Here is a 20922-nt window from a genome sequence, read left to right as displayed (position 1 = left end):
CTACCCCTTCAGCGCCTCGGCGTGATACCGCAGGTGGTCTTCGATGAACGAAGCGATGAAGTAATAACTGTGGTCATAGCCAGCCTGCATCCGCACGGTCATCGGGTGGCCGACGCGGGCCGCTACCTCTTGCAGGATTTCCGGGCGCAGTTGCGTATCAAGGAAATCGTCACGGTCGCCCTGATCAATCAGGATCGGCAGGCGCTCGGCGGCAGTTTCCATCAGCACACTGGCATCCCATTCGCGCCAGCTCTGGCGGTCCAGCCCGAGATAGCCGCTGAACGCCTTTTGCCCCCACGGCACCGCCATCGGATTGACGATCGGCGCAAAGGCCGACACGGCGCAATAGCGGCCCGGATTGCGCAGGGCACAAATCAGCGCCCCATGGCCGCCCATCGAATGGCCCATCACCGAACGCACGTCACTCACCGGGAAAGCCTGCTCGATCAGGGTCGGCAGCTCGGCAACAACATAGTCGTACATCCGGTAATGACTGGACCACGGCTGTTGCGTCGCGTTCAGATAGAACCCGGCACCCAAACCGAAATCATAGGCCTTGTCCGGGTCATCGGGCACGTCTTCGCCGCGCGGGCTGGTATCGGGGGCGACCAGCGCCAGCCCCAGTTCGGCAGCAATCCGCTGCGCTCCGGCTTTGGTGATGAAATTCTCGTCAGTGCAGGTCAGGCCGGACAGCCAGTAGACCACCGGCACCGGGGATTCGGCACTGGCTCCGGGGGGCAGGAAAATGGTGAACACCATCTCGCAGCCCAGCGTCGCCGAGGTATGGCGATAGCGTTTGTTCCAGCCGCCAAAGGTCTTGTTGGCGGCCACCAAGGTCAATTCACCGGTCATCATCATACCCCTGTCACATGGTTGGGCACACACACCGGAGGGGCCTGCATCGCTCTGACACAGGTCCCCCCGATCATGGCTTTAGAGCAAATCCCGAGCAGATGGACACATCTGCGACGACGTATTTGCTTGGATAACAAGTCACTAGAGCATTTATCGTGATCCTTGGAGACCGAGAAATGCTCTAGTAGATCACCACACTGCGGATGCTCTTGCCTTCGTGCATCAGGTCAAAAGCGGTGTTGATCTCGTCAAGGCCCATGGTGTGGGTGATGAAGGTGTCCAGCTCGAAGTCGCCCTTCAGGTAGCGTTCGACGTAATCGGGCAACTCCGACCGGCCCCGCACGCCGCCAAAGGCCGAGCCGCGCCACACGCGGCCAGTCACCAACTGGAACGGACGGGTGCGGATTTCCTGACCGGCACCGGCAACGCCGATGATCACCGACTCCCCCCACCCCTTGTGGCAGCATTCCAGCGCCGAGCGCATCACATCGACGTTGCCGATGCACTCGAACGAGTAATCAACGCCGCCATCGGTCATTTCGACCAGAACATCCTGAATCGGGCGGTCGAAATCCTTGGGGTTGATACAGTCGGTGGCCCCCAGCTTGCGGGCGATATCGAACTTGTCGGTGTTGATGTCGATGCCGATGATCCGTTCGGCCTTCGCCATCACCGAGCCGATAATCGCCGACAGGCCAATGCCGCCCAGACCGAAAATCGCCACCGTCGAGCCGGGTTCGACCTTGGCGGTATTGATCACCGCCCCCATGCCGGTGGTGACGCCACAGCCCAGCAGGCAGACCTTTTCCAGCGGCGCCGCCTTGTTGATCTTCGCCAGCGCGATTTCCGGCAGCACGGTGTATTCCGAGAAGGTCGAGGTGCCCATGTAGTGGAACACCTCTTTGCCACCGACCGAGAAGCGGGTGGTACCATCGGGCATCAGGCCCTTGCCCTGGGTGGCGCGGATGGCCTGACAGAGGTTGGTCTTGCCCGACAGGCAGAACTTGCACTTGCCGCATTCCGGGGTGTACAGCGGGATCACATGGTCCCCCACCGCCACCGAGGTCACCCCCGGCCCGATTTCCTCAACGATCCCGGCGCCTTCATGGCCGAGGATCGCCGGGAAGATGCCTTCCGGGTCATCGCCGGACAGGGTGAAGGCGTCGGTGTGGCAAACGCCGGTGGCAACGATGCGCACCAGCACTTCCCCGGCACGGGGCGGGGCAACCTGCACCTGTTCGATGGTCAGCGGCTGGCCTGCGGCCCAGGCAACGGCGGCGCGAGACGTAATCATGGACAAGACTCTCCTGCAAAAACATGGTGCTCAGTCTGCCATGCCGTTCGCCTGCTGATTAGCCTCTGTTGTCGCAAGACATTATTGCACAACAGGGATAATCTTTGGCGATTGCCCATCATTAACCATTTTCAGGGAGAAAGCATGAGCCACTGGGAAGGCATCGACGAATTCGCCGCCGTCGCCGATTGCGGCAGCTTTACCCGCGCCGCCGAGCGGCTGGGCGTGTCGTCCTCGCACGTCAGCCGCCACATTGCCGCCCTCGAAGACCGCCTGCAAACCCGCCTGTTCTACCGCACCACCCGCTCGGTGCAGTTGACCGAAGCCGGTCGGCTGCTGCACGGCCATTGCCAGCGACTGATCGACGACCGCGACGAAGCCTTTCGCTCGCTCAGCGAGCTGCAACAGACCCCCACCGGCCTGCTGCGCATGACCTGCGCCGTCGCCTATGGCGAACGCTTTGTCGTGCCGCTGGTTAATGATTTCCTCGAAAAGTATCCCCGCCTGCAAGTCGATATCGTCCTCAGCAACCAGACGATGGATCTGGTACAGGATGGCTTTGATCTGGCGGTGCGGCTGGGGCGTCTACAGCCGTCGCGCCTGATCGCCACCCGTCTGGCTCCGCGCCAGATGTACCTGTGTGCCGCGCCGTCCTATCTGGAACGCTATGGCACGCCGCACAGCCTGTCGGACCTGCAAACCCATCGCTGCCTGTCAGGCAGCACCGACCACTGGGTGTTTCAGGTCGATGGCGAAGACTGGCTGTTCAAGGCCCATAGCCATGGCAACGGGCACTGGCGCTGCAACAGCGGCACCGCCATCCTCGACGCCGCCCTGCGCGGGTTCGGCCTGTGCCAGTTGCCGGATTATTACGTGCAGGACCACATGGCCGCCGGGCGGCTGGTGTCCTTGCTGCCCGGCCATCAGCCCCCGAACACGGCAGTGTGGGCGGTCTACCCGGAACGGCGGCATACACTCCCCAAGGTGCGGATGATGGTTGATCACCTGCGACAGGGATTGCGCCAGTGTACGCCCCCGTAAGGGGAGCGCAGAGCGGCAGAGTCACGGGACACGACGGTTGAGGAACACGATTGGGGAACACAGTTGAGAAACAAGAACGTGGAACGCTGCTCCACACCTCGCCGGGGCCTTGAGGCCCCGGACCCCATGAAGACAAGCGTAACGCAGAAAGGCTGCCCCCGTACAGATTCGAGGGCAGCCTTTTTTGGTCGGTGATCCAAGAACAGAGGCGGTGTTGGATGCCGATACGCCCCCGTGAGGGGGCGACGGCCCGAAGGCCCCCATCAGGCTCGACCATAGGGGGTTTCAATCCACGCCCCCGTGAGGGGGCGACCACCCGGTCCCTCTCGAAGGACCAGATCGCGAAGCTGTTTCAATCCACGCCCCCGTGAGGGGGCGACGTCTCCAGCGCTTTCCGTCGCTCTGGATCAGCGACGGTTTCAATCCACGCCCCCGTGAGGGGGCGACGGGCGGAAACCGGCCTTGGATCGACCTTTGCGCCCGTTTCAATCCACGCCCCCGTGAGGGGGCGACACCAGAACGTCAATTGGGTCATAGTCGCCCCCTTGTTTCAATCCACGCCCCCGTGAGGGGGCGACCACTTGGGCCACCTCATCAATCGCGTAACCAGCCTCGTTTCAATCCACGCCCCCGTGAGGGGGCGACAAAGGCTTGGGCATCGAGACGACCAACGAACTACGTTTCAATCCACGCCCCCGTGAGGGGGCGACCGTAGCGACCTTCGGCGATGGCCCGACGCAAGAGGTTTCAATCCACGCCCCCGTGAGGGGGCGACGTAAAGCGTGACCGCCTTTAGCTTGCGAATACCAGTTTCAATCCACGCCCCCGTGAGGGGGCGACGGCTTCTACTATAACAACCTGATGCTGCAAAAGAAAAGAGGCCTGTTGCGCGAACCTCGATAATTTTGGCGCATAATAATATGTATACAAACAATATCAAGAACACTCTTCTTTATTTTCAATGACTTATCCCAGCGCGAACCTCCCCGGAAGCACAGACGGCCCACCGCCGGTAAATACAGCCCAACAGCCCGCCGGAGCCGTCACTACCTGGGGCCTTATCATACTGAAAAGAAACAAAACGAATCCCCAGCCAGCAAAGGACTCAACCTCTTGGCGGGATCGGCAGACGGCCATGAGCCTCCTCGGATGGAAAAACACGCTTGGGGTTCGCGCAGGCGGCGTTATCGCCTACACTGCGGCGTCTTCCCCCTGTCCCCCCACCGCCGGAACCATCCCCACCATGAGCAGCAGCCTCGCCATCGCCCTGTGCATCAGCCTGCTGGGAGGCAAGGGAGCCGCCCCCTTGCCGTCGGAAACGGCCACCCTCCACTGGGATCACAAGGCCGAGGCCGTCCAGCGGGAAGAACGCTGGAGCCTGTCGCCGCAGGGCCTGAGCAAGACGCTGAGCCGGGTAAAGGCCGCCGATCCGGCGATGACCTTCATCCCGCCCGATGCCCGCCGCGAGGGGGAATGGTATGTGCAGACCCCGCAAGACCCGCCGATTGCGCAACTGGTGCTGCCTGCCAGTGATCATGTCGCCACTGCCACCCTGTGCAGCGGCAAACGCTGTGCGCCGTTGCGATCGTGGCTGACCAGGGCCGGTCAGGGCAAAAATGCCGAAGCCCCCAAACCGGCCAAAGGCGAGCCGATCCGGCGGTCGACCCTGTTGCCGGTGGTGCTTTACCCCTGTTCGCGCCAGTAACCGGCAGTGATCAACTCGTCCAGCCGGGCCGCCATCAGCGACCGCACCGCCTGTGCTGCCACCGACAAGGGCCGGGTCGAGGCATGGGCGAGCGAAATCCGCCGTTCGATGCGCGGGTTGACGATTGGCACCTGCACCAGCGTTGCCCCCACCGGGCCACTGCTAGCCACCCGCTTGGAAACGATGGTATAGCCGACGCCTTCGGCCACCAGCGCCTTGATGTGTTCCAGCGAGTCGATTTCCAGAATGACATTCGGGCTTTGGCGCGCCACCAGCGCCGCCTGCTCGACTTCCTCGCGCACCCCATGCGGGCGGCTGGGCAAAATCAGCGGTAACGGCAGAACCTCGGCCAGATCAACGCCAGCCGCCCCGCGTGCCGCCAGCGGATCACCGGGCGGAGCGGCCAGTTGCAGGTATTCTTCGGCGATGAACTCGCTGGCCAGCCCCGGCACGCCTTCGGCCCCGAACACCAGCGCCACATCGACCATCCCGCTGTGCAGCCAGTCCAGCATGTGGCCGGACAATCCTTCGACCACCCGCAGATGCACCGCCGGATACAGCCGCCGCACCGCCAGCGCCAGCGGCACGGTCAGCAGCGGCCCCAGCGAGGTCGGGATACCCACCGACGCCGGGCCAGCCGGGGCGGCTTCCAGTCCGCGCACCTCGTCACGCAGGGCAGACACCTGTTGCAGGATCACCGCCGCCTGCTGGGCCAGACGGCGGCCACTTTCGGTCGGCACCACCCCGCGCGGCGTGCGCAGCATCAACTGGCAGCCCAGATCATCTTCCAGTTTCTTCAGGTGCTGGCTGAGGGCAGGCTGGGCCACATGCAGGGCCTCGGCAGCACGGGACACCGAACCATATTCGACGATGCCGACAAAATAGCGCAGTTGCCGCAGATCCATGTTCATCCCCATCCCATGCCATAACATTTTCTTATGGTATGGGACGGGGAAAGACGAATGTAAAGGGTCAGGCGCGGGACACCTCGCCTGACCCCACAGCCGCACCGACGTTTTTACGTCGTTTCTGCCGTCGCAAAGCGGCTTTGCGCGCCCACATCCACAGGCCGCTGACCATCAGCACCACCGGTACCAGCCCGGCCAATGATGCCACCACCCGCCCGAGGGTGCCAAAGCTGAGACCATAGTGCAGCCACACCTGTTCGGCCAGAAACAGATCGCCCGCCGAGGCGGTGGCCGGGGAACGTTGCTCGATCACATGCCCGTCATCCGCCGCCAGCAACAGCGTCACCCGTCCCCGGCTGCTGCCGCGATAAAAGTCCGGGTTCATCAGGATGCGATAGGGGTCTCCGGCCATCACCGGCGGCAGGATCATGGTCATCTCATAGCCGGGAAAGGCCTGTGCAGCATGTGCCATCGCCGACGAAAACGCCGCCAGCGGCTGGTCTGCCTGCCTCTGGCCGGGTCCGCTCCCCATTCTCATCATCGACGGCAACGGCGCAGCCAGCGGGGAAAAGACCCCGACCACCGTGCGCGTTGCCTCCCGATAGCCCAACGTCATGGCGGTAAAGCCAAAAATAACCAGCGGGATCATCGCCCAGAAGCCAAAGCTGTTATGGATGTCCAGCAGCAGGCGGGCTTTGGGCGTCCCGCGCCGCCAACTGACCGAGCGCCAGAACTTTTTCCGCAAGGGCCACCACAAGTATAACCCGCTGAGGGCGGAAAACAGGGTCAGCACCCCGATGGCCCCAAGGATTTCCTTTCCCCACCAGTCACGCAGCAACAGATTGTGGTGAAATTGCCCCATGAAGGCCAGAAAGCCCTGTCGCGGCACATCGCTGCCGAGGATACGGCCATCCGCCGGATCAACCATGTAATTGGTCATCGGAGCCGAAAAGCCGCCCTGCGCCGACACCGACACCACCCACACCGGCCAGACCTCATTCGGCGGAGCAACGGCCCGCACCGGGCGGTCATCGCGCAGCCTGACCGCCGCCAGCACCGCGTCCGGCGGCGCCCCTTGCACTCCCGGTGCCGACGAGGCAAACAGGGCGGGGTCGGTCAGTCGCAGAATTTCCCGTTTCCAGGTGATCAGCACGCCACTGATGCACACTGCGCACAGGACCACCCCCATCACCAGCCCGATCCAGCGATGCAGCGAGGCCCACAGCCGCCGCCCCGCAGCGCGCGGCTCCCTCTTTCCATTCACGGGTTTCCCGCTCATTGTCCGTGGTCTCCACTATCGGGCGGCTGAGCCAGCGCCAGCGTCGTGACCCCTTGCCGCTGGGCGCTGGCCAGAATGGCGGCCACCGTATCCCAGCGGGTGGCATGGCGCGGGATCACCTGCACTTCCGGCGGTGTTGGCTGCGCCGCCAAAGCATGGAACAACGCCTCCAGCGCCGCCGGGTCTGTCACCGGCGTTTCGTTCCAGCGCCACTGCCCGTCGTCCTGCGCCACCAGTCGCACCGGCGGCGGCCCAACCGGGGTTTCCGCCTCGCCCGGCGCGGGCAAGGCCATCTCAAGGCTGTGCGTGGTCAACGGAATGGTGATAATCAGCATGATCAGCAACACCAGCATCACATCAATCAGCGGCGTGGTGTTGATATCGGCCAACAGCTCGTCTCCCGAACCGTCCGCCCCGGTCATCATCGCCATCAGTGGCCTCCGTCCGTCGGGTCGGTCACAAAGCCGACAGGGCTGATCCCCAGCCGCTCGCACAGGGCCAGCACCGGAGCCACCGCCCCATAGGCCGCTGCCCGGTCGGCGCGGATCTGCACTCGCAGATGATCCGCTGACGGCGCGGCCTGCGTGGTCAGGCGTGCGTCCAGGGCGCCCAGATCGGCCAGCGGTTCATCGTTCCAGAACAGGCGTCCATCCGCCGTCACCGCCAGCGTCACCATCCCCGCCGTCGGCTGGTTGGGGGCGCTGCGCTCGTGCGGCAACGACAGCGGGATGGACTGCACCGCCACCGGCACGGTGATCAGGAAAATGATCAGCAACACCAGCATCACATCGACCAGCGGCGTGGTGTTGATCGCCGCAGTCACCTGCTCCGGGGCCTCGTCAGCAGACCGCAGGCGGCGGCTGGAGGCGTGGGAGGAGAGGAAAAAGGTGCTCATGAGGGACGTCCCCCCACCAGCACCGCGTGCAGGTCGGCGGTGAACGACCGCAACTGGTCCTGTGCAATTTTATTACGGCGGACCAGAATGTTATAGCCCATCACCGCCGGAACGGCGACCGCCAGACCGATGGCGGTCATGATCAGGGCTTCGCCCACCGGCCCGGCCACCTTGTCAATCGACGCCTGCCCGGATACGCCGATGGCGGTCAGGGCGTGATAAATACCCCAGACGGTCCCGAACAGGCCCACAAACGGGGCCGTTGAACCGACCGTCGCCAGCAGGGCCAAACCGCCCTGCAACTGGCTGGTGGCGTCATCGACCGCCCGTTGCAGGGTCATGGTGATCCAGCCATGCTGATCCAGCGTTCCCAACAGCCGGTCTTCCGGGTGCTGCGCAGCGGCGATCCCGCTGGCGGCAATCTGGCGGAACGGGCTGGTGGCGGCAAGGCAGCCTTCCCCCTGCGCCAGACTGGCGGCATGCCAGAACCGGTTGCGGGCCTGACGGGCATGGCCGAACAGCCGCCATTGCTCGCAGGCCTTGGCGGCCATCAGCGCCCAGCTTGCCAGCGACATCAACAGCAAAAAGACCAGCGTGCCACGGGCAACCCAATCCCCCTGCCCCCACAAGGCATGCAGGCCATAGGGATTGGCATCGCTGGAGGTCTCGGCCAAGGCCGCCGTATCGCTCAGCCCCCACAGGACAAGCGCCATCACGGCGACAGACAACAATTTGTTCATGGTGATATCCTTTGCGCCGCTCATGTCAGGCGCCATACGTAACGGATTTTCGCCCACGCCTGCGTCGGGACGCCGCCCTGGGTTCCGGGTTGAAAACGACAGCGTGCCAGAGCCACGCGGGCGGCTTCGTCCAGCCGCTCAAAGCCACTGCTTTCGGCGATTTTGCTCTCCAGCACCTGCCCTTGCGGGCCGATCAGGAACATCAGCACCACCGCCCCGCTTTCCTGCAACCGGCGCGAAGCCGCCGGGTAGTCCGGTGCGGCACAGCGTCCGGCCGGATCAACCTTTGGCGCCACCTCGGTCGGGGGCGACGGAGCAGGCTCGGGGCGGACGGCAGATGCCAGAGGGACAGCAGGAGCCGCCTGCTCTGCCACCACCGGCGGACTGTCTGGCGGCTTGGGTTTTGCCGGGGTCGCCCGGGCTTTCTGGACCACGGTCGGGGCTTTGGGTTTTGGCGGCACCACTGGCGGCACCGCAGCCACCTGTGGCGCGGGCTGAGATTCTGGCAGCGGAGCAGGCGGCGGCACAGGTGGGGCAACCACCGGGGCCGCGATGATCCGCGCCATCAACACCGGCGGGGCTGATGGCGGGAGCGGGGGCGGCTTACCCCAGACCAGCGCCAGCGCGCCACCGTGAAGCAGGGCCGCAAACGCCAGCCCTGCCATCATCGATCCTCGCCAGCCTTGTTGCCTAGTAATCAACCTTGACCCCGGCGAACAACGTCGTCGAAGGATAGGGGTGATAGACATAGGCGCGGGTGGCAAAGGCATTATCAATGCCGCCGTTCAGCGTCACCCAGTCGGTCAGCTTGTAATTCACCTTGGCGTCGGCAATCAGGTATTCGCTGTTGCCGCCATAGACACCATGATTGATGTCCGAGTTGTCCAGATTGGAATAGGACGCCGAGGCATAGCGCAGCCCGCCGGAATAGCTGAGATCGTCATCCTGATGCCACGTCGCGGTCAGCGAGGCCCGCCATTCCGGGATACGCGGCACTTGCCGCCCTTCGCTGGTCAGGTTGGTGGGGTTTTTCAGGATTTCGCTGTCAGTATAGGTGACGCTGCCGCTGAGGTCCAACTGGTCCCACACCACGCCGTTTTGCGTAAAGGCCGTTTCAATCCCGCGCATGCGCAGGGATTCAACGTTCTGGTAGGTGGTGGTGTTCAGGGCGGTATCAGTCTGGGAAATCAGCGCACTGTGGACGTTTTCCTGGAACAGCGACACCCGCCACGTCCCGTCATTGACCGCGTACTCGTTGGTAAAGTCATAGGCCCATGCCCGTTCCGGCTGGAGGTCGGGATTGCCGGTGATGATCGTCGAGCCAGAGGTGATCTGCTGGAACATTTCGGTGACGGTCGGGAAACGATAGGCCCGCCCGACCGAAAGACGGTGTGACCATTCCGGCGACGACTGATAGGCCAGCGCCGCCTTGGGGGAGAACGTCGTTGCCGAGCGGTTTTCATAGTTGGCATCGCTGGCCGCCGAATGGTTGCTGCCGTCAAAGGCTTCCCAGCGTTCGCCGCGCCCGCCCAGAGTCAGCGTCCAGTCGGGGTGCACCCGCCAGACATCCTGCACGTACAACGCCTGTGTCCGTGTCTTGCCTTCCGACGACGACTTGAACGAACTTTCCGTACCCTTTTGCCATTCCAGCGTATTGCTGACCGTCTGGTCAAGGCTGTACTGGTCAACATGATAGCCGACCGAAACCTCGTGGCGGCTTTGGCGGTTGCCATCCGGACGCCAGATGCCGCCGACATTGGCACTGGCCCACCCAGACCCGTTCATCGAGGTGATCGTCCCCACCGAGCTGTTGCCATAGTTGGTCGCCGCGCGGGTTTCATCGGTCAGATAGCTGTACAGGCTGGCATCCACCGCCCAGTCAAACGTCCCGCCCGCATCCTGTTTCAGCGCCACCCCGTTCATCAGGTGCAGGCTGTCCGACTGGCTGGGGTTCATCGACACGCTGTAAACCTTGCCGCCGATGTTGACTTTGCCGTTATACAGCGGCTTGCCGTTGGCACCAGTGAGGTAACTTTGCACAGAGGTATCAGAGTCATTCGACCACAGTCCGACCTGATAGGTCGCCGTCAGCGTCGGTGTCACATCATAAACCAGCTTCAGCTTGCCATTGTCCTGAATCGAATGGTCAATGCTGGTCGCCCCGAACACATAGCGGTTGAGGCCTTTTTCGCTGATGTCCTGCGCATAGCCGGTGACCGTCTGCCCAACGCCGGTGGTGGTGGTCGTTGCGGTGGCAAAGCTCATCGGCTGGCCCTGATTGTCCAGATGATCCGCCCCCAGCCGGATATGCAGGCGATCACTCACCTTTCCCGCCGCCGACGCGGTCAGGTGATCACCCGTGACGGTTTTCTTGCTGTTGTACAGGTCATAGGACTGCTGGATCAGTTGCGCCGAGCCGTGAAACTCGGTCTTGTCGGGGACTTTGGTTTCCAGCACCACCACGCCACCGATCGAATTGCCCGGATAGAGGACCGAGAACGGCCCGTAAATGATGTTCACCCGCTCGATTTCCTCCGGCGAGACCATCCCCCAGCGCGGCGGGTAGCCATAGCTGTTGCCGAGATAGTTGGAAATCAGCATCTCGTCGGCATAAACCGCCGTCTGGGCGCTGGAGGTGGTGCCGTTGGTCCGCATCGACAAAATACCGTTGCGGTCACCGATATAGCGTTCGCGGACAACAATACTCGGCTGGTACTTGATCGTTTCCGCCGCAGTCACCGCGTTGACCGTCTGGTCGATCTCCTGCTTGTCGAGCGTTTTGACCACCGCCGGAACCGTTGCCGGAACCAGCGGCTTGCTCGCCGAAACCACCACATCCCCCAGTTCCAGCGCCGCACCATCATCGGGGGGGCTGTCCTGCGTCTGTGCCGCCAGCACCGGGGAAGAGCACAACACAACACCGCACACGCCAGCAAGCAGGTGCTGGCGACGGTTCTTCACTGCCATCATCATCATTCTTCACACGCCGTGTCCTGTCACCCGGCACAGTCATGCCGCATGCAGGATCATTTTTTCGGAAAGGACGCGCGCACGCATCCTTGCTGTTTATGGTGGAATTTATGAGGACAGCAGCAGCGGAGGCCCGCGCACATCGGGCCGCAGGCGGGCGGTGAAGCCGAGGAACAGCCGATAAAACGCCGCCAGAGTGGCGGCGACCCCGGCATTGTGCCGGATCAACACCACCGTCTGCGACAGCAGGAACGGCGGCAGGTTCAGGCAGCAGTCCAGACATGCCTGACAGGGAGCCTGCTTGTCGTGCGGCAACGCGTCAGATGCCGGTGTGCCCCCGTCATGGCCGTCTGCCGCACAGATAAAGCCAGCCGCCTGCAACGCGGCCATAACCTCAGGAGAGGCCACGACAGCACTGCTGGTCGTCCCGGCGGCAGAGAGCATGGACAGACCGCCACCGGGGTGGCTGGCCAGCACATTGAGCAGCAAGGAGATCACGGCCAGCATCGTCACCACGCGCAAGGACAGCGCGCCGCGACACCATCGCAGCGGTCCTGGCAGCGCAGCACTCCGAGCCAACCTGCTCACATGATCCCCCGGTTGATGATGTTTGCGCCGCGCACTGCCAGACACGGCATTCCATGCGCGGCATGACCATAAAAGCCGTTGCGAGGGTAATGAATTTTCCCCCTAAAAAAAACATGAAAATTATTCACATCAATACATAAGACGATCTTGATACACGCCGTCCCGTACCCGCCGCATCCTTGTCAAAAAAAGACCGTCTTTTGCTGCAATCAGCAAAAGACGGTCAGGTGATATGGAGGATGCCTAACAAAAAGAACACTCATACCAAGCGTCCCGGCCAGACGCATCAGGACACCATCGTCCCGAGGCGCACGGCGCGAGCGCGCCATTCTCACGAACGGATGGGGGAGCCCATCACGCCGCGAGTTACACCGGCACGGCCAGCGAGGCCGTAACGGCCGACAGCGCACGGTTGAACCGGGCCATCATTTCCTCGATTTCGCTTTCAGTGATGATCAGCGGCGGGCTGAAAGCGACAATATCCCCAGCCATCGAGCGCAGGATCAGACCTTCATCCTGTGCTCTGGCCACCACCTGCGCACCCACACCCAGCGCGGGGTCAAAGGGAACCTTATGGTCCTTGTCGGCGACCAGTTCGAGGGCACCGATCAGACCAATCCCACGGGCATTGCCCACCAGCGGATGCGTTTCCAGCTGGCGCAGCGCCGCCTGCATCGTCGGACCAACGTTGGCAACGTGGTCAAAAATCTGGCGTTCTTCGTAAATGGCCAGTGTTTCCAGCGCCACAGCGGCGGCAATCGGATGGCCGGAATAGGTATAGCCATGACCAAAGGCACCGATTTCAGCCGAGCCCTTCTTGACCGCCTCATAGACCCGTTCGTTGACCATCACCGCCGAAATCGGCAGATAGGCCGACGACAGCGCCTTGGCGCAGCTCAGGATGTCGGGCTGAATGTCAAAGGTCTGCGAGCCCCACGCCTTGCCGGTACGGCCAAAGCCGCAAATCACTTCGTCGGCGACCATCAGGATGTCGTACTTTTTCAGCACCGCCTGAATTTTGGGGAAATAGCCCGCAGGCGGCACCACCACCCCACCGGCGCCCATGATCGGCTCGGCGATGAAGGCAGCGACGGTGTCCGGCCCTTCGGCCAGGATCATCTCTTCCAGTTCGGCGGCCATGCGGTCGGTGAACTGCTGCTCGCTTTCGCCCTCCTGACCATAGCGCCAGTAGTGCGGGCAAGAGGTGTGGCGGATGCCCTCAATCGGCAGGTCAAAATTGCGGTGGTTCAGCGGCAGCCCGGTCAGGCTGGCGGCGGCAACCGTCACCCCGTGATAGCCACGCTGGCGGGAGATGATCTTCTTTTTCTGCGGACGCCCCAGCGCATTGTTCATGTAGCGAACAATCTTCACCACGGTGTCGTTGGCTTCTGACCCCGAGTTGGCAAAGAACACATGGCTCATCGGCACCGGAGCCATTTCGATCAGCTTTTGCGCCAACAGAATGCCCGGCTCATGCGACTTGTGGCTGAACTGGTGGAAGAAAGGCAGCAGATCAAACTGCCGCATCGCCGCTTCCTTCAGGCGCGGCTCGGAAAAGCCCAGCGAGGCGCACCACAGCCCGGCCATTCCTTCGATGTAGTCTTTACCGTTCTCGTCAAACACCCGGATGCCTTCGCCGCGCATGGCCATGAACGGCCCCTGCGCCTCGTGGGCGGCCAGATTGGTGTAAGGGTGAAGAACGTAACGAATATCCGCATCACGCAAGCTGTTCGACGACATGGTCTCTCCGGGGGTCAGACAAGAAAGAAGACACACACGCCCCCTCGCGGGCCAAAGGTCCACGGAAGACGGGATTTACAGGAACGTCAGGACTTTCCGGCCTGAGAGGGCAGCCCAGGCACCGGGCAGGTCTTTCTGCTTTGGGGAGCGCCAAGGGGATCAAGCGTTGCCCCAAAGAGAAAGCGGATCAGTCACGGGGGACAAGAGCACAATCGCCCCGCCCCCGTGATTTGTCAGACCAGTGCGTGATGAGACGAACTCATCAGGCAGCGGTCAGTTCTTCCAGAATGGATTCCAGAATGTCCATGCCTTCGTTGATCAGCTCGTTCGAGGCCACCAGCGGGCACAGGAAGCGGATCACGTTGCCATAGGTGCCACAGGACAGGATCACCAGACCACGTTCGGCAGCCTTGGCCACCAGCGCGCGGGTCAGGTCGGCATCCGGGGTGCGGCTGTCACGGTCCTTGACCAGTTCCATCGCCACCATTGCCCCCAGCGCGCGCACATCACCGATGCACGACAGGCTGTTGCGCGACTGCATGGCGGTCAGACGGCCAACCATCAGTTCACCGATTTCCTGAGCGCGGGCGACCAGGTTTTCTTCTTCGATCACCTTCAGCACCGCCAGACCGGCAGCGCAGGCGATCGGCGAGCCGCCGTAGGTGCCACCCAGACCACCGGGGTTGGCGGCATCCATCACCTCCTTGCGGCCAGTGACGGCAGACAGCGGGAAACCACCGGCCAGCGACTTGGCCATGGTCATCAGGTCCGGCGAAATGCCAGCGTACTCAACGGCAAACATCTTGCCGGTGCGGGCAAAACCGGTCTGGATTTCGTCGATGATCAGCAGGATGCCGTACTTGTCGCAGATGGCGCGCAGGCCCTGCAGGAAGTCCGGCGGAGCAATCACGAAACCGCCTTCACCCTGCACCGGTTCGCAGATGATCGCGGCCACGCGCAGCGGATCGACGTCGGACTTGAACAGGGCTTCCAGGCTGGCCAGCGCATCGGCCACCGAAATGCCACGGTACGGGTTCGGGTAGGTGGCGTGGTAGACTTCCGAGACGAACGGACCAAAGCCGACCTTGTAGGGAACGACCTTGCCGGTCAGCGCCATGCCGAGCATGGTCCGGCCATGGAAACCACCGCCAAAGGCGATCACGCCCGGACGACCGGTCTTGGCGCGGGCGATCTTGACAGCGTTTTCAACGGCTTCGGCGCCGGTGGTCACGAACAGGGTCTGGCAGTCGCCGTCGATCGGCACCAGTTCGTTCAGCTTTTCGGCCAGCGAGATGTAGCTTTCATACGGCATCACCTGGAAGCAGGTGTGGCTGAAGTTGTCCAGCTGCGCAGCAACCGCGGCCTTGATGGTCGGGTGGTTGTGGCCAGTGTTCAGCACGGCGATCCCGCCAGCGAAATCAATGTAACGCTTGCCTTCGGCGTCCCACATTTCCGCCCCTTGAGCGCGGGCAGCAAACACCGGCAGCATGGTGGACACGCCGCGCGGCACGGCAGAAACGCGACGGGCCTGGATATCAGCGTTAGACGTCATCTCAAGAGCACTCCAAATCTTACCGAGGGGGATTGACCGTTGAACGGCACAGGCAATTTTCAACTCAGGATTGAGAGTCGCGGCACACGCATTTCTCTTGATCCTTGACCTGCCCAGCCAGAGAAACCGTAAAACCCCTGACGCCCGGAGGCGCGTCCAACCATCAGGGGGCACAGGCCGGGGCGTGGCATCTGTCATGCAGGCACCACGCCCGGCTTTTGTCAAAACCTCATTCCGACAGGAACGAGGGGTGTCCTCAGGTGCTCAGGCCACCCATGCATAGGTACTTCAGCTCGGTGAAGTCATCCATGCCGTACTTGGAGCCTTCGCGACCCAGACCCGATTCCTTGACGCCGCCGAACGGGGCGACTTCGTTGGAGATCAGGCCTTCGTTGATGCCGACCATGCCATATTCCAGGCCTTCGGCCACGCGCCACACACGACCGATGTCGCGGGCATAGAAGTAGGCGGCCAGACCGAACGGGGTGTCGTTCGCCATCTGGATGGCTTCTTCTTCGGTTTCAAAGCGGAACAGCGGCGCCACCGGGCCAAAGATTTCTTCGGCAAAGCAGGCCATGTCACGGGTCACGCCGGTCAGAATGGTCGGCTCAAAGAACTGGCCGCCCAGCTCGTGACGCTTGCCACCGATGATCGCCTTGGCACCCTTGCTGGTGGCGTCGTTGACCAGACGTTCCACCTTGTCAATCGCCGCCGCGTTGATCAGCGGACCCTGATTAACGCCATCGCCAATCCCGTTCCCGACCTTCAGCTTGGCAACGGCTTCGGCCAGTTTGGCGGCAAAGGCGTCATACACGCCCGACTGCACCATGATGCGGTTGGCGCAAACGCAGGTCTGGCCAGCGTTGCGGTATTTCGAGGCCATCGCCCCGACCACAGCGGCATCCAGATCGGCATCGTTGAACACGATGAACGGCGCGTTGCCGCCCAGTTCCAGCGAGACCTTCTTGACGGTGGTGGCGCACTGGGCCATCAGCAGCTTGCCGACCGGAGTCGAGCCGGTGAACGACACCTTGCGCACAATCGGGTTGGAAGTCAGCTCGCCACCGACGGCAATCGCGTGCGGCTTGGAGCAGGTCACCACGTTGAACACACCAGCCGGGAAACCAGCGCGTTCGGCCAGTTCAACCAGCGCCAGCGCCGACAGCGGGGTGTCTTCGGCGGGCTTTACCACCACCGGGCAACCGGCGGCCAGCGCCGGGGCGCACTTGCGGGTGATCATGCCCAGCGGGAAGTTCCACGGGGTAATGGCAGCCACCACACCGATCGGCTCGCGCACCACCACCAGCCGGGCGTCAGCCTTGTGGGTCGGGACGGTATCGCCATAGACGCGCTTGGCTTCTTCGGCAAACCACTCGACAAAGCTGGCCGAGTAAACCACTTCGCCGCGCGATTCGGTCAGCGGCTTGCCCTGTTCGGCGGTCATCAGCTGGGCCAGATCTTCGCCGTTGGCAATGATCAGGTCAAACCACTTGCGCAGGATCGCACCGCGTTCCTTGGCGGTCTTTTTGCGCCAGGCCGGGAAGGCGGCATTGGCGGCTTCGATCGCACGACGGGTGTCGCTGTCATTCATGTCGGCGACATCGGCAATGTGGGCACCGGTGGCCGGGTTGGTGACGGCAAAGGTCTTGCCCGACGCTGCTGCCGACCACGCGCCATTGATGTAGCCATCGGTATGGAGCAGCGAGCGATCCTTGAGGAAATCCATGGAAAACCCTTTCATCTGGTCAGCCGGACATGGGCCGGTCAGGGACGGAAAGATGGTGATCTGGCCTCTGCCAGCATCTGAAAAGAACTCTATCACTGTTTAATATATCAAACAACAGCCTTTGCTCATTCCGGCCCCGAAGCACCTCCCCCACTCCGGGGGATAAAGCAGTTTGATATACCTGCCATCACGCCATCGTCTTGCTGAAAAAGATCGGTTGTTACATTGCAGGATTGGATTTAAGCGTTTGGGAGATTAAAATATTGAACACCCGAACAGGGACCGGAACAGGCGATCCCCAGTGTTGACAATGCCTCGCAAAACCGAGCCATCACCACGGGTTTCCCAAACAATCAACAACAGCCCTGACAACAAGGAACAACACCAATGATGGACTTCGACGTGGGAGGCCGACTGCGACAGGTCCGCGAAACAGCAGGACTGTCCCAACGAGAACTCGCCCGCCGTGCTGGCGTCACCAACGGGACGATTTCCCTCATTGAGCAAAACCGCAACAGCCCGTCTGTTTCCTCGCTGCGCCGCGTGTTGCAAGGGGTTCCGATGACCCTCAGCGAGTTCTTCAGCACCGAAGATACCGACCTGGAAAAGATCACCTTCCGTCACGATGAACTACTGCCGCTGACCAATGAAATCGAGCGCAACAATCAGGGTGCCGTGTCGTTTTTACAGGTGGGTGATTCCCGCAAATATGGCCTGCAGATCCTCTACGAAACCTATCAGCCCGGTGCAGATACCGGCCGGACGATGCTGCAACATGCCTCGAACGAAGGCGGCATTGTCATCTCGGGGACCATCGAACTGACCGTGGGCGACAGTAAGCACATTTTGAACACCGGCGATTCGTACCTGTTTGACAGCACCCTGCCGCACCGTTTCCGCAATACCTCCAAGGAACCCTGCGTTATCGTTTCGGCCTGTACCCCGCCCTATCTGTAAGCCTGTTTTTCCGACCTGATGCAAGAAAGGGGTGCCCGGCAGCACCCCTTTTTCGTGTTTAAAATTTTAGACTTTTGCACGGTCCTCAGGATCGTTACCGGACAGAAGCATAACGACCCTGATCATCGCACAACCGGACCGCCAGACCGCTTACCGCAGACCGCGCATCTTTTCGTTCCGGCGCCGGAGCATTTCCAGCAACAGCAGCAGGGCCACCGACACCAGGATCATCACCGTCGCCACGGCGGTAATCGTCGGGCTGATGTTTTCACGGATCCCGGAGAACATTTCACGCGGCAGCGTGCGCTGTTCCGGGCCGGCGATCATCAGCACCACCACCACTTCGTCAAAACTGGTGGCAAAGGCGAACAGACCACCAGACGCCACACCCGGCGCAATCAGCGGCAGGATCACCTTGAAGAAAGTGGTCACCGGGTTGGCCCCCAGACTGGCCGAGGCCCGCGCCAGGTTCATGTCAAAGCCCTGCAGGGTGGCACTGACGGTGATTACCACGAACGGAGCCGCCAGCGCGGTATGGGCCAGGATCAGGCCGGTGTAGGTGGCACTCAGCCCCAGCGGGGCAAAGAAGAAGTACAGACCCACCCCGGTGATTACCACCGGCACAATCATCGGTGACAGCAGAACGGCCATCACAAACGCCTTGCCGCGGAAATCGGCGCGGGTCAGCCCCAGCGAGGCCACCGTCCCCAGCGAGGTTGACAGGATGGTGGCGGCAATGCCGACGATGAAGCTGTTCTTGAACGCCCGTTGCCAGGCTTCGCTATGCATGAACTCTTCGTACCAGCGGAACGAAAAGCCTTGCAGCGGGTAGGTCAGGAACTGCCCCGAGTTGAACGACAGCGGCACAATCGCCAGGATCGGCGCCATCAGGAAAAAGAACACCAGCCCCGACAAGCCATAGAGCACGAACAGCCAGAACTTTTCTTCGAAGGTGCGAACGTGATTTGCACTCATCCCGAGGTCCCCTTAGAGCAAATCCCGAGCCGATGGCACATCGGCGACGACGCATTTGCTGAAATCACAAAGCCAGAGCAAATCCCGAGCCGATGGCACATCGGCGACGACGTATTTGCTGAAATCACAAAGCCAGAGCCGATGGCACAGGACACGACAAACAGAAAACAGGATCATGGAGCGCTGCTCCAAACCTCGCCGGGGCCTTCAGGCCCCGGACCCCATTTCTTTGATAATCAAAAGAAGGGAGGCTTGGGGGCATCGCCCCCGAACGGGCATGGGCGGTAGCCCATTCTTGTTTTTCAACTGTGGTGTCCTGTGATCCAGCAGAAACCGGAACTGCCTTAGCCCATCTTCATGTTGGAAATACCGACCAGCCGGTTGTAGATGGTGTACAGGATCAGGGTCACCACCAGCAGAACCGCACCCAGCGCCGAGGCCATGCCCCAGTTGACGGTTTCCGAAGTGTAGAAGGCGATGAAGTAGCTGATCATCTGATCGGCTGCGCCCCCAACCAGCGCCGGCGTGACGTAGTAGCCCAGAGCCAGAATGAACACCAGCAACGCACCAGCGCCCATCCCCGGCAGGGTCATCGGCATGTACACCCGCAGGAAGGCCACCGTCGGACGAGCCCCCAGCGACACCGCAGCGCGCATGTAATGGGGCTTGATGCCTTTCATCACCGAGTACAGCGGCATGATCATGAACGGCAGCAGCACATGGGTCATGGCGATATAGACGCCAGCGCGGTTGTAAATCATGCGGATCGGATGATCGACCACCCCCAGCCACAACAGGAACTGGTTCACCACCCCCTGTTCCTGCAACAGCACGATCCAGGCGGCGGTACGGACCAGCAGGGAGGTCCAGAACGGCAGCAGCACCAGAATCATCAGCAGGTTGGCAGTCTTGGGCGGCAGGTTGGCCAGCAGGTAGGCCACCGGGAAACCCAGCAGCACCGACAGGACAGTCACCGAGAAGGCGACGGTGAAGGTGCGCAGCAGAATATCGATATAGATGGCATTGTTGCCAGACACCGACACGATGTCACCGTTGGCCTTTTTGTGCAGGTCCATCGCCTGCAGCAAATAGAACGAGGTGAACGGGCCGCTGGCCTGATTGATCGCCTGCCACAGTTCCGGGTCATTCCAGCGGGCGTCGATGGCAATCATCGCCTCTTTCCAGCTTTCCGTCTGATCGGGCAGCTTGCGGGCGGTGCCAAACACCAGCGAACGACCATTATCAATGGCATAGTTCAGACGGCGGGCAGCGGTGGCCAGGGTGTTGGCGTCCCGGCTTTTGCGAATGTCTTCGGCCACGGCCTTGAAGACGGCTTCGCCCGGCGCCTGCGAACGGTCGGTCCACTGCTGCATCGCAGACTGGGTCTGCGGCCAGACGGCCGACAGCTCGTTGTCAACGAACGAGCGGCGCAGCATGTCGCCAATGGGCGCAATGAAAGTCACCAGAACAAACAGCAGCAGCGGCGCCACCAGAGCAAACGCCCGCACTTTCTTCATGCGCTCGGCGCGTTGCAGCCTGGCCTTCAGGCCCTGTTGATCCGGTAGCAATGCCTGTTGTCGTTCAGGCAGGGCCATATCGGTCATCGCAAGTCCCCACTTTGGTAGTGTACGCAGCCCACGGGCCGCCCCATGCTTTTTATCAGTAAGAAGAGAGTTGTCCGGTGCGGATCACCGACA

18 protein-coding genes and 1 CRISPR repeat array are annotated in these 20922 nt (G+C 62.0%); of the genes, 3 read left to right on the top strand and 15 right to left on the bottom strand.

Annotated elements, in window-relative coordinates:
* Together fghA and BW995_RS14495 are read right to left on the bottom strand one after the other, a co-directional pair.
* Complete coding sequence (fghA, locus tag BW995_RS14500; RefSeq protein ID WP_076401319.1) at positions 1 to 852, bottom strand: S-formylglutathione hydrolase; 852 nt, start codon at positions 850 to 852, stop codon at positions 1 to 3.
* A 184-nt stretch (positions 853 to 1036) separates the two neighbouring features.
* The gene (locus BW995_RS14495; protein WP_175617094.1) at positions 1037 to 2146 is read right to left on the bottom strand and encodes an S-(hydroxymethyl)glutathione dehydrogenase/class III alcohol dehydrogenase; all 1110 of its coding nucleotides are present in this window, start codon (positions 2144 to 2146) and stop codon (positions 1037 to 1039) included.
* 147 nt (positions 2147 to 2293) lie between these two features.
* Between BW995_RS14495 and BW995_RS14490 the strand changes: the two genes are divergently transcribed.
* Both BW995_RS14490 and BW995_RS20570 read left to right on the top strand, forming a co-directional pair.
* A complete protein-coding gene (locus BW995_RS14490; protein ID WP_076401121.1) occupies positions 2294 to 3190 on the top strand; it encodes a LysR family transcriptional regulator in 897 nt (298 codons plus the stop codon).
* A gap of 282 nt (positions 3191 to 3472) precedes the next feature.
* A CRISPR array of direct repeats spans positions 3473 to 4030; the repeat unit is 31 nt; unit sequence GTTTCAATCCACGCCCCCGTGAGGGGGCGAC.
* A gap of 295 nt (positions 4031 to 4325) precedes the next feature.
* Positions 4326 to 4895 carry a DUF1850 domain-containing protein gene (locus BW995_RS20570; RefSeq protein WP_175617084.1) on the top strand — a complete coding sequence of 190 codons (570 nt, stop codon included), beginning with the start codon at positions 4326 to 4328 and terminating at the stop codon, positions 4893 to 4895.
* Here BW995_RS20570 and BW995_RS14480 read toward each other — a convergent pair.
* The 11 genes from BW995_RS14480 to BW995_RS14430 form a co-directional block, all read right to left on the bottom strand.
* Positions 4874 to 5806: a LysR family transcriptional regulator gene (locus tag BW995_RS14480; RefSeq protein ID WP_245821470.1), complete on the bottom strand. Its 933-nt coding sequence runs from the start codon at positions 5804 to 5806 to the stop codon at positions 4874 to 4876. The genes BW995_RS20570 and BW995_RS14480 overlap by 22 nt on opposite strands.
* A 61-nt stretch (positions 5807 to 5867) precedes the next feature.
* Positions 5868 to 7067: a PepSY-associated TM helix domain-containing protein gene (locus tag BW995_RS14475; RefSeq protein WP_175617083.1), complete on the bottom strand. Its 1200-nt coding sequence runs from the start codon at positions 7065 to 7067 to the stop codon at positions 5868 to 5870.
* Between the two features lie 11 nt (positions 7068 to 7078).
* A complete protein-coding gene (locus BW995_RS14470; RefSeq protein WP_076401118.1) occupies positions 7079 to 7513 on the bottom strand; it encodes an ExbD/TolR family protein in 435 nt (144 codons plus the stop codon).
* Positions 7513 to 7977: an ExbD/TolR family protein gene (locus BW995_RS14465; RefSeq protein WP_076401117.1), complete on the bottom strand. Its 465-nt coding sequence runs from the start codon at positions 7975 to 7977 to the stop codon at positions 7513 to 7515. Before BW995_RS14465 ends, BW995_RS14470 begins: the two co-directional genes overlap by 1 nt.
* A complete protein-coding gene (locus BW995_RS14460; protein WP_139332937.1) occupies positions 7974 to 8717 on the bottom strand; it encodes a MotA/TolQ/ExbB proton channel family protein in 744 nt (247 codons plus the stop codon). The genes BW995_RS14465 and BW995_RS14460 overlap by 4 nt, the downstream gene beginning before the upstream one ends.
* A gap of 20 nt (positions 8718 to 8737) precedes the next feature.
* A complete protein-coding gene (locus BW995_RS14455; RefSeq protein ID WP_076401115.1) occupies positions 8738 to 9385 on the bottom strand; it encodes an energy transducer TonB in 648 nt (215 codons plus the stop codon).
* A 22-nt stretch (positions 9386 to 9407) separates the two neighbouring features.
* On the bottom strand, positions 9408 to 11693 hold the full coding sequence (locus BW995_RS14450) for a TonB-dependent receptor (RefSeq protein ID WP_084194865.1): 2286 nt from the start codon (positions 11691 to 11693) through the stop codon (positions 9408 to 9410).
* A gap of 102 nt (positions 11694 to 11795) precedes the next feature.
* Complete coding sequence (locus BW995_RS14445) at positions 11796 to 12194, bottom strand: hypothetical protein (protein ID WP_139332935.1); 399 nt, start codon at positions 12192 to 12194, stop codon at positions 11796 to 11798.
* A gap of 447 nt (positions 12195 to 12641) precedes the next feature.
* Positions 12642 to 14015 (bottom strand): aspartate aminotransferase family protein, encoded by a 1374-nt coding sequence (locus BW995_RS14440; protein ID WP_076401113.1) that lies wholly within the window; start codon positions 14013 to 14015, stop codon positions 12642 to 12644.
* 262 nt (positions 14016 to 14277) lie between these two features.
* Positions 14278 to 15567, bottom strand: coding sequence for a 4-aminobutyrate--2-oxoglutarate transaminase (gene gabT, locus BW995_RS14435; protein WP_076401112.1), 1290 nt, complete (start codon positions 15565 to 15567; stop codon positions 14278 to 14280).
* Positions 15568 to 15823: 256 nt separating this feature from the next.
* Positions 15824 to 17293 carry an NAD-dependent succinate-semialdehyde dehydrogenase gene (locus tag BW995_RS14430; protein WP_076401111.1) on the bottom strand — a complete coding sequence of 490 codons (1470 nt, stop codon included), beginning with the start codon at positions 17291 to 17293 and terminating at the stop codon, positions 15824 to 15826.
* 390 nt (positions 17294 to 17683) lie between these two features.
* Here BW995_RS14430 and BW995_RS14425 point away from each other — a divergent pair, with 390 nt between their 5' ends.
* Positions 17684 to 18250 carry a cupin domain-containing protein gene (locus BW995_RS14425; RefSeq protein ID WP_076401316.1) on the top strand — a complete coding sequence of 189 codons (567 nt, stop codon included), beginning with the start codon at positions 17684 to 17686 and terminating at the stop codon, positions 18248 to 18250.
* 150 nt (positions 18251 to 18400) lie between these two features.
* Here BW995_RS14425 and BW995_RS14420 read toward each other — a convergent pair whose 3' ends face one another.
* Both BW995_RS14420 and BW995_RS14415 read right to left on the bottom strand, forming a co-directional pair.
* A complete protein-coding gene (locus BW995_RS14420; protein ID WP_076401110.1) occupies positions 18401 to 19225 on the bottom strand; it encodes an ABC transporter permease in 825 nt (274 codons plus the stop codon).
* A gap of 344 nt (positions 19226 to 19569) precedes the next feature.
* Complete coding sequence (locus BW995_RS14415; RefSeq protein ID WP_245821469.1) at positions 19570 to 20829, bottom strand: ABC transporter permease; 1260 nt, start codon at positions 20827 to 20829, stop codon at positions 19570 to 19572.
* Positions 20830 to 20922 lie beyond the last annotated feature (93 nt).

Origin of the sequence: Insolitispirillum peregrinum (assembly GCF_900156605.1) — a bacterium.
GTDB lineage: Bacteria > Pseudomonadota > Alphaproteobacteria > Rhodospirillales > Rhodospirillaceae > Insolitispirillum > Insolitispirillum peregrinum.
Note: the sequence above shows the minus strand (reverse complement) of the source record. Positions and strands in the feature narration are given on the sequence as shown.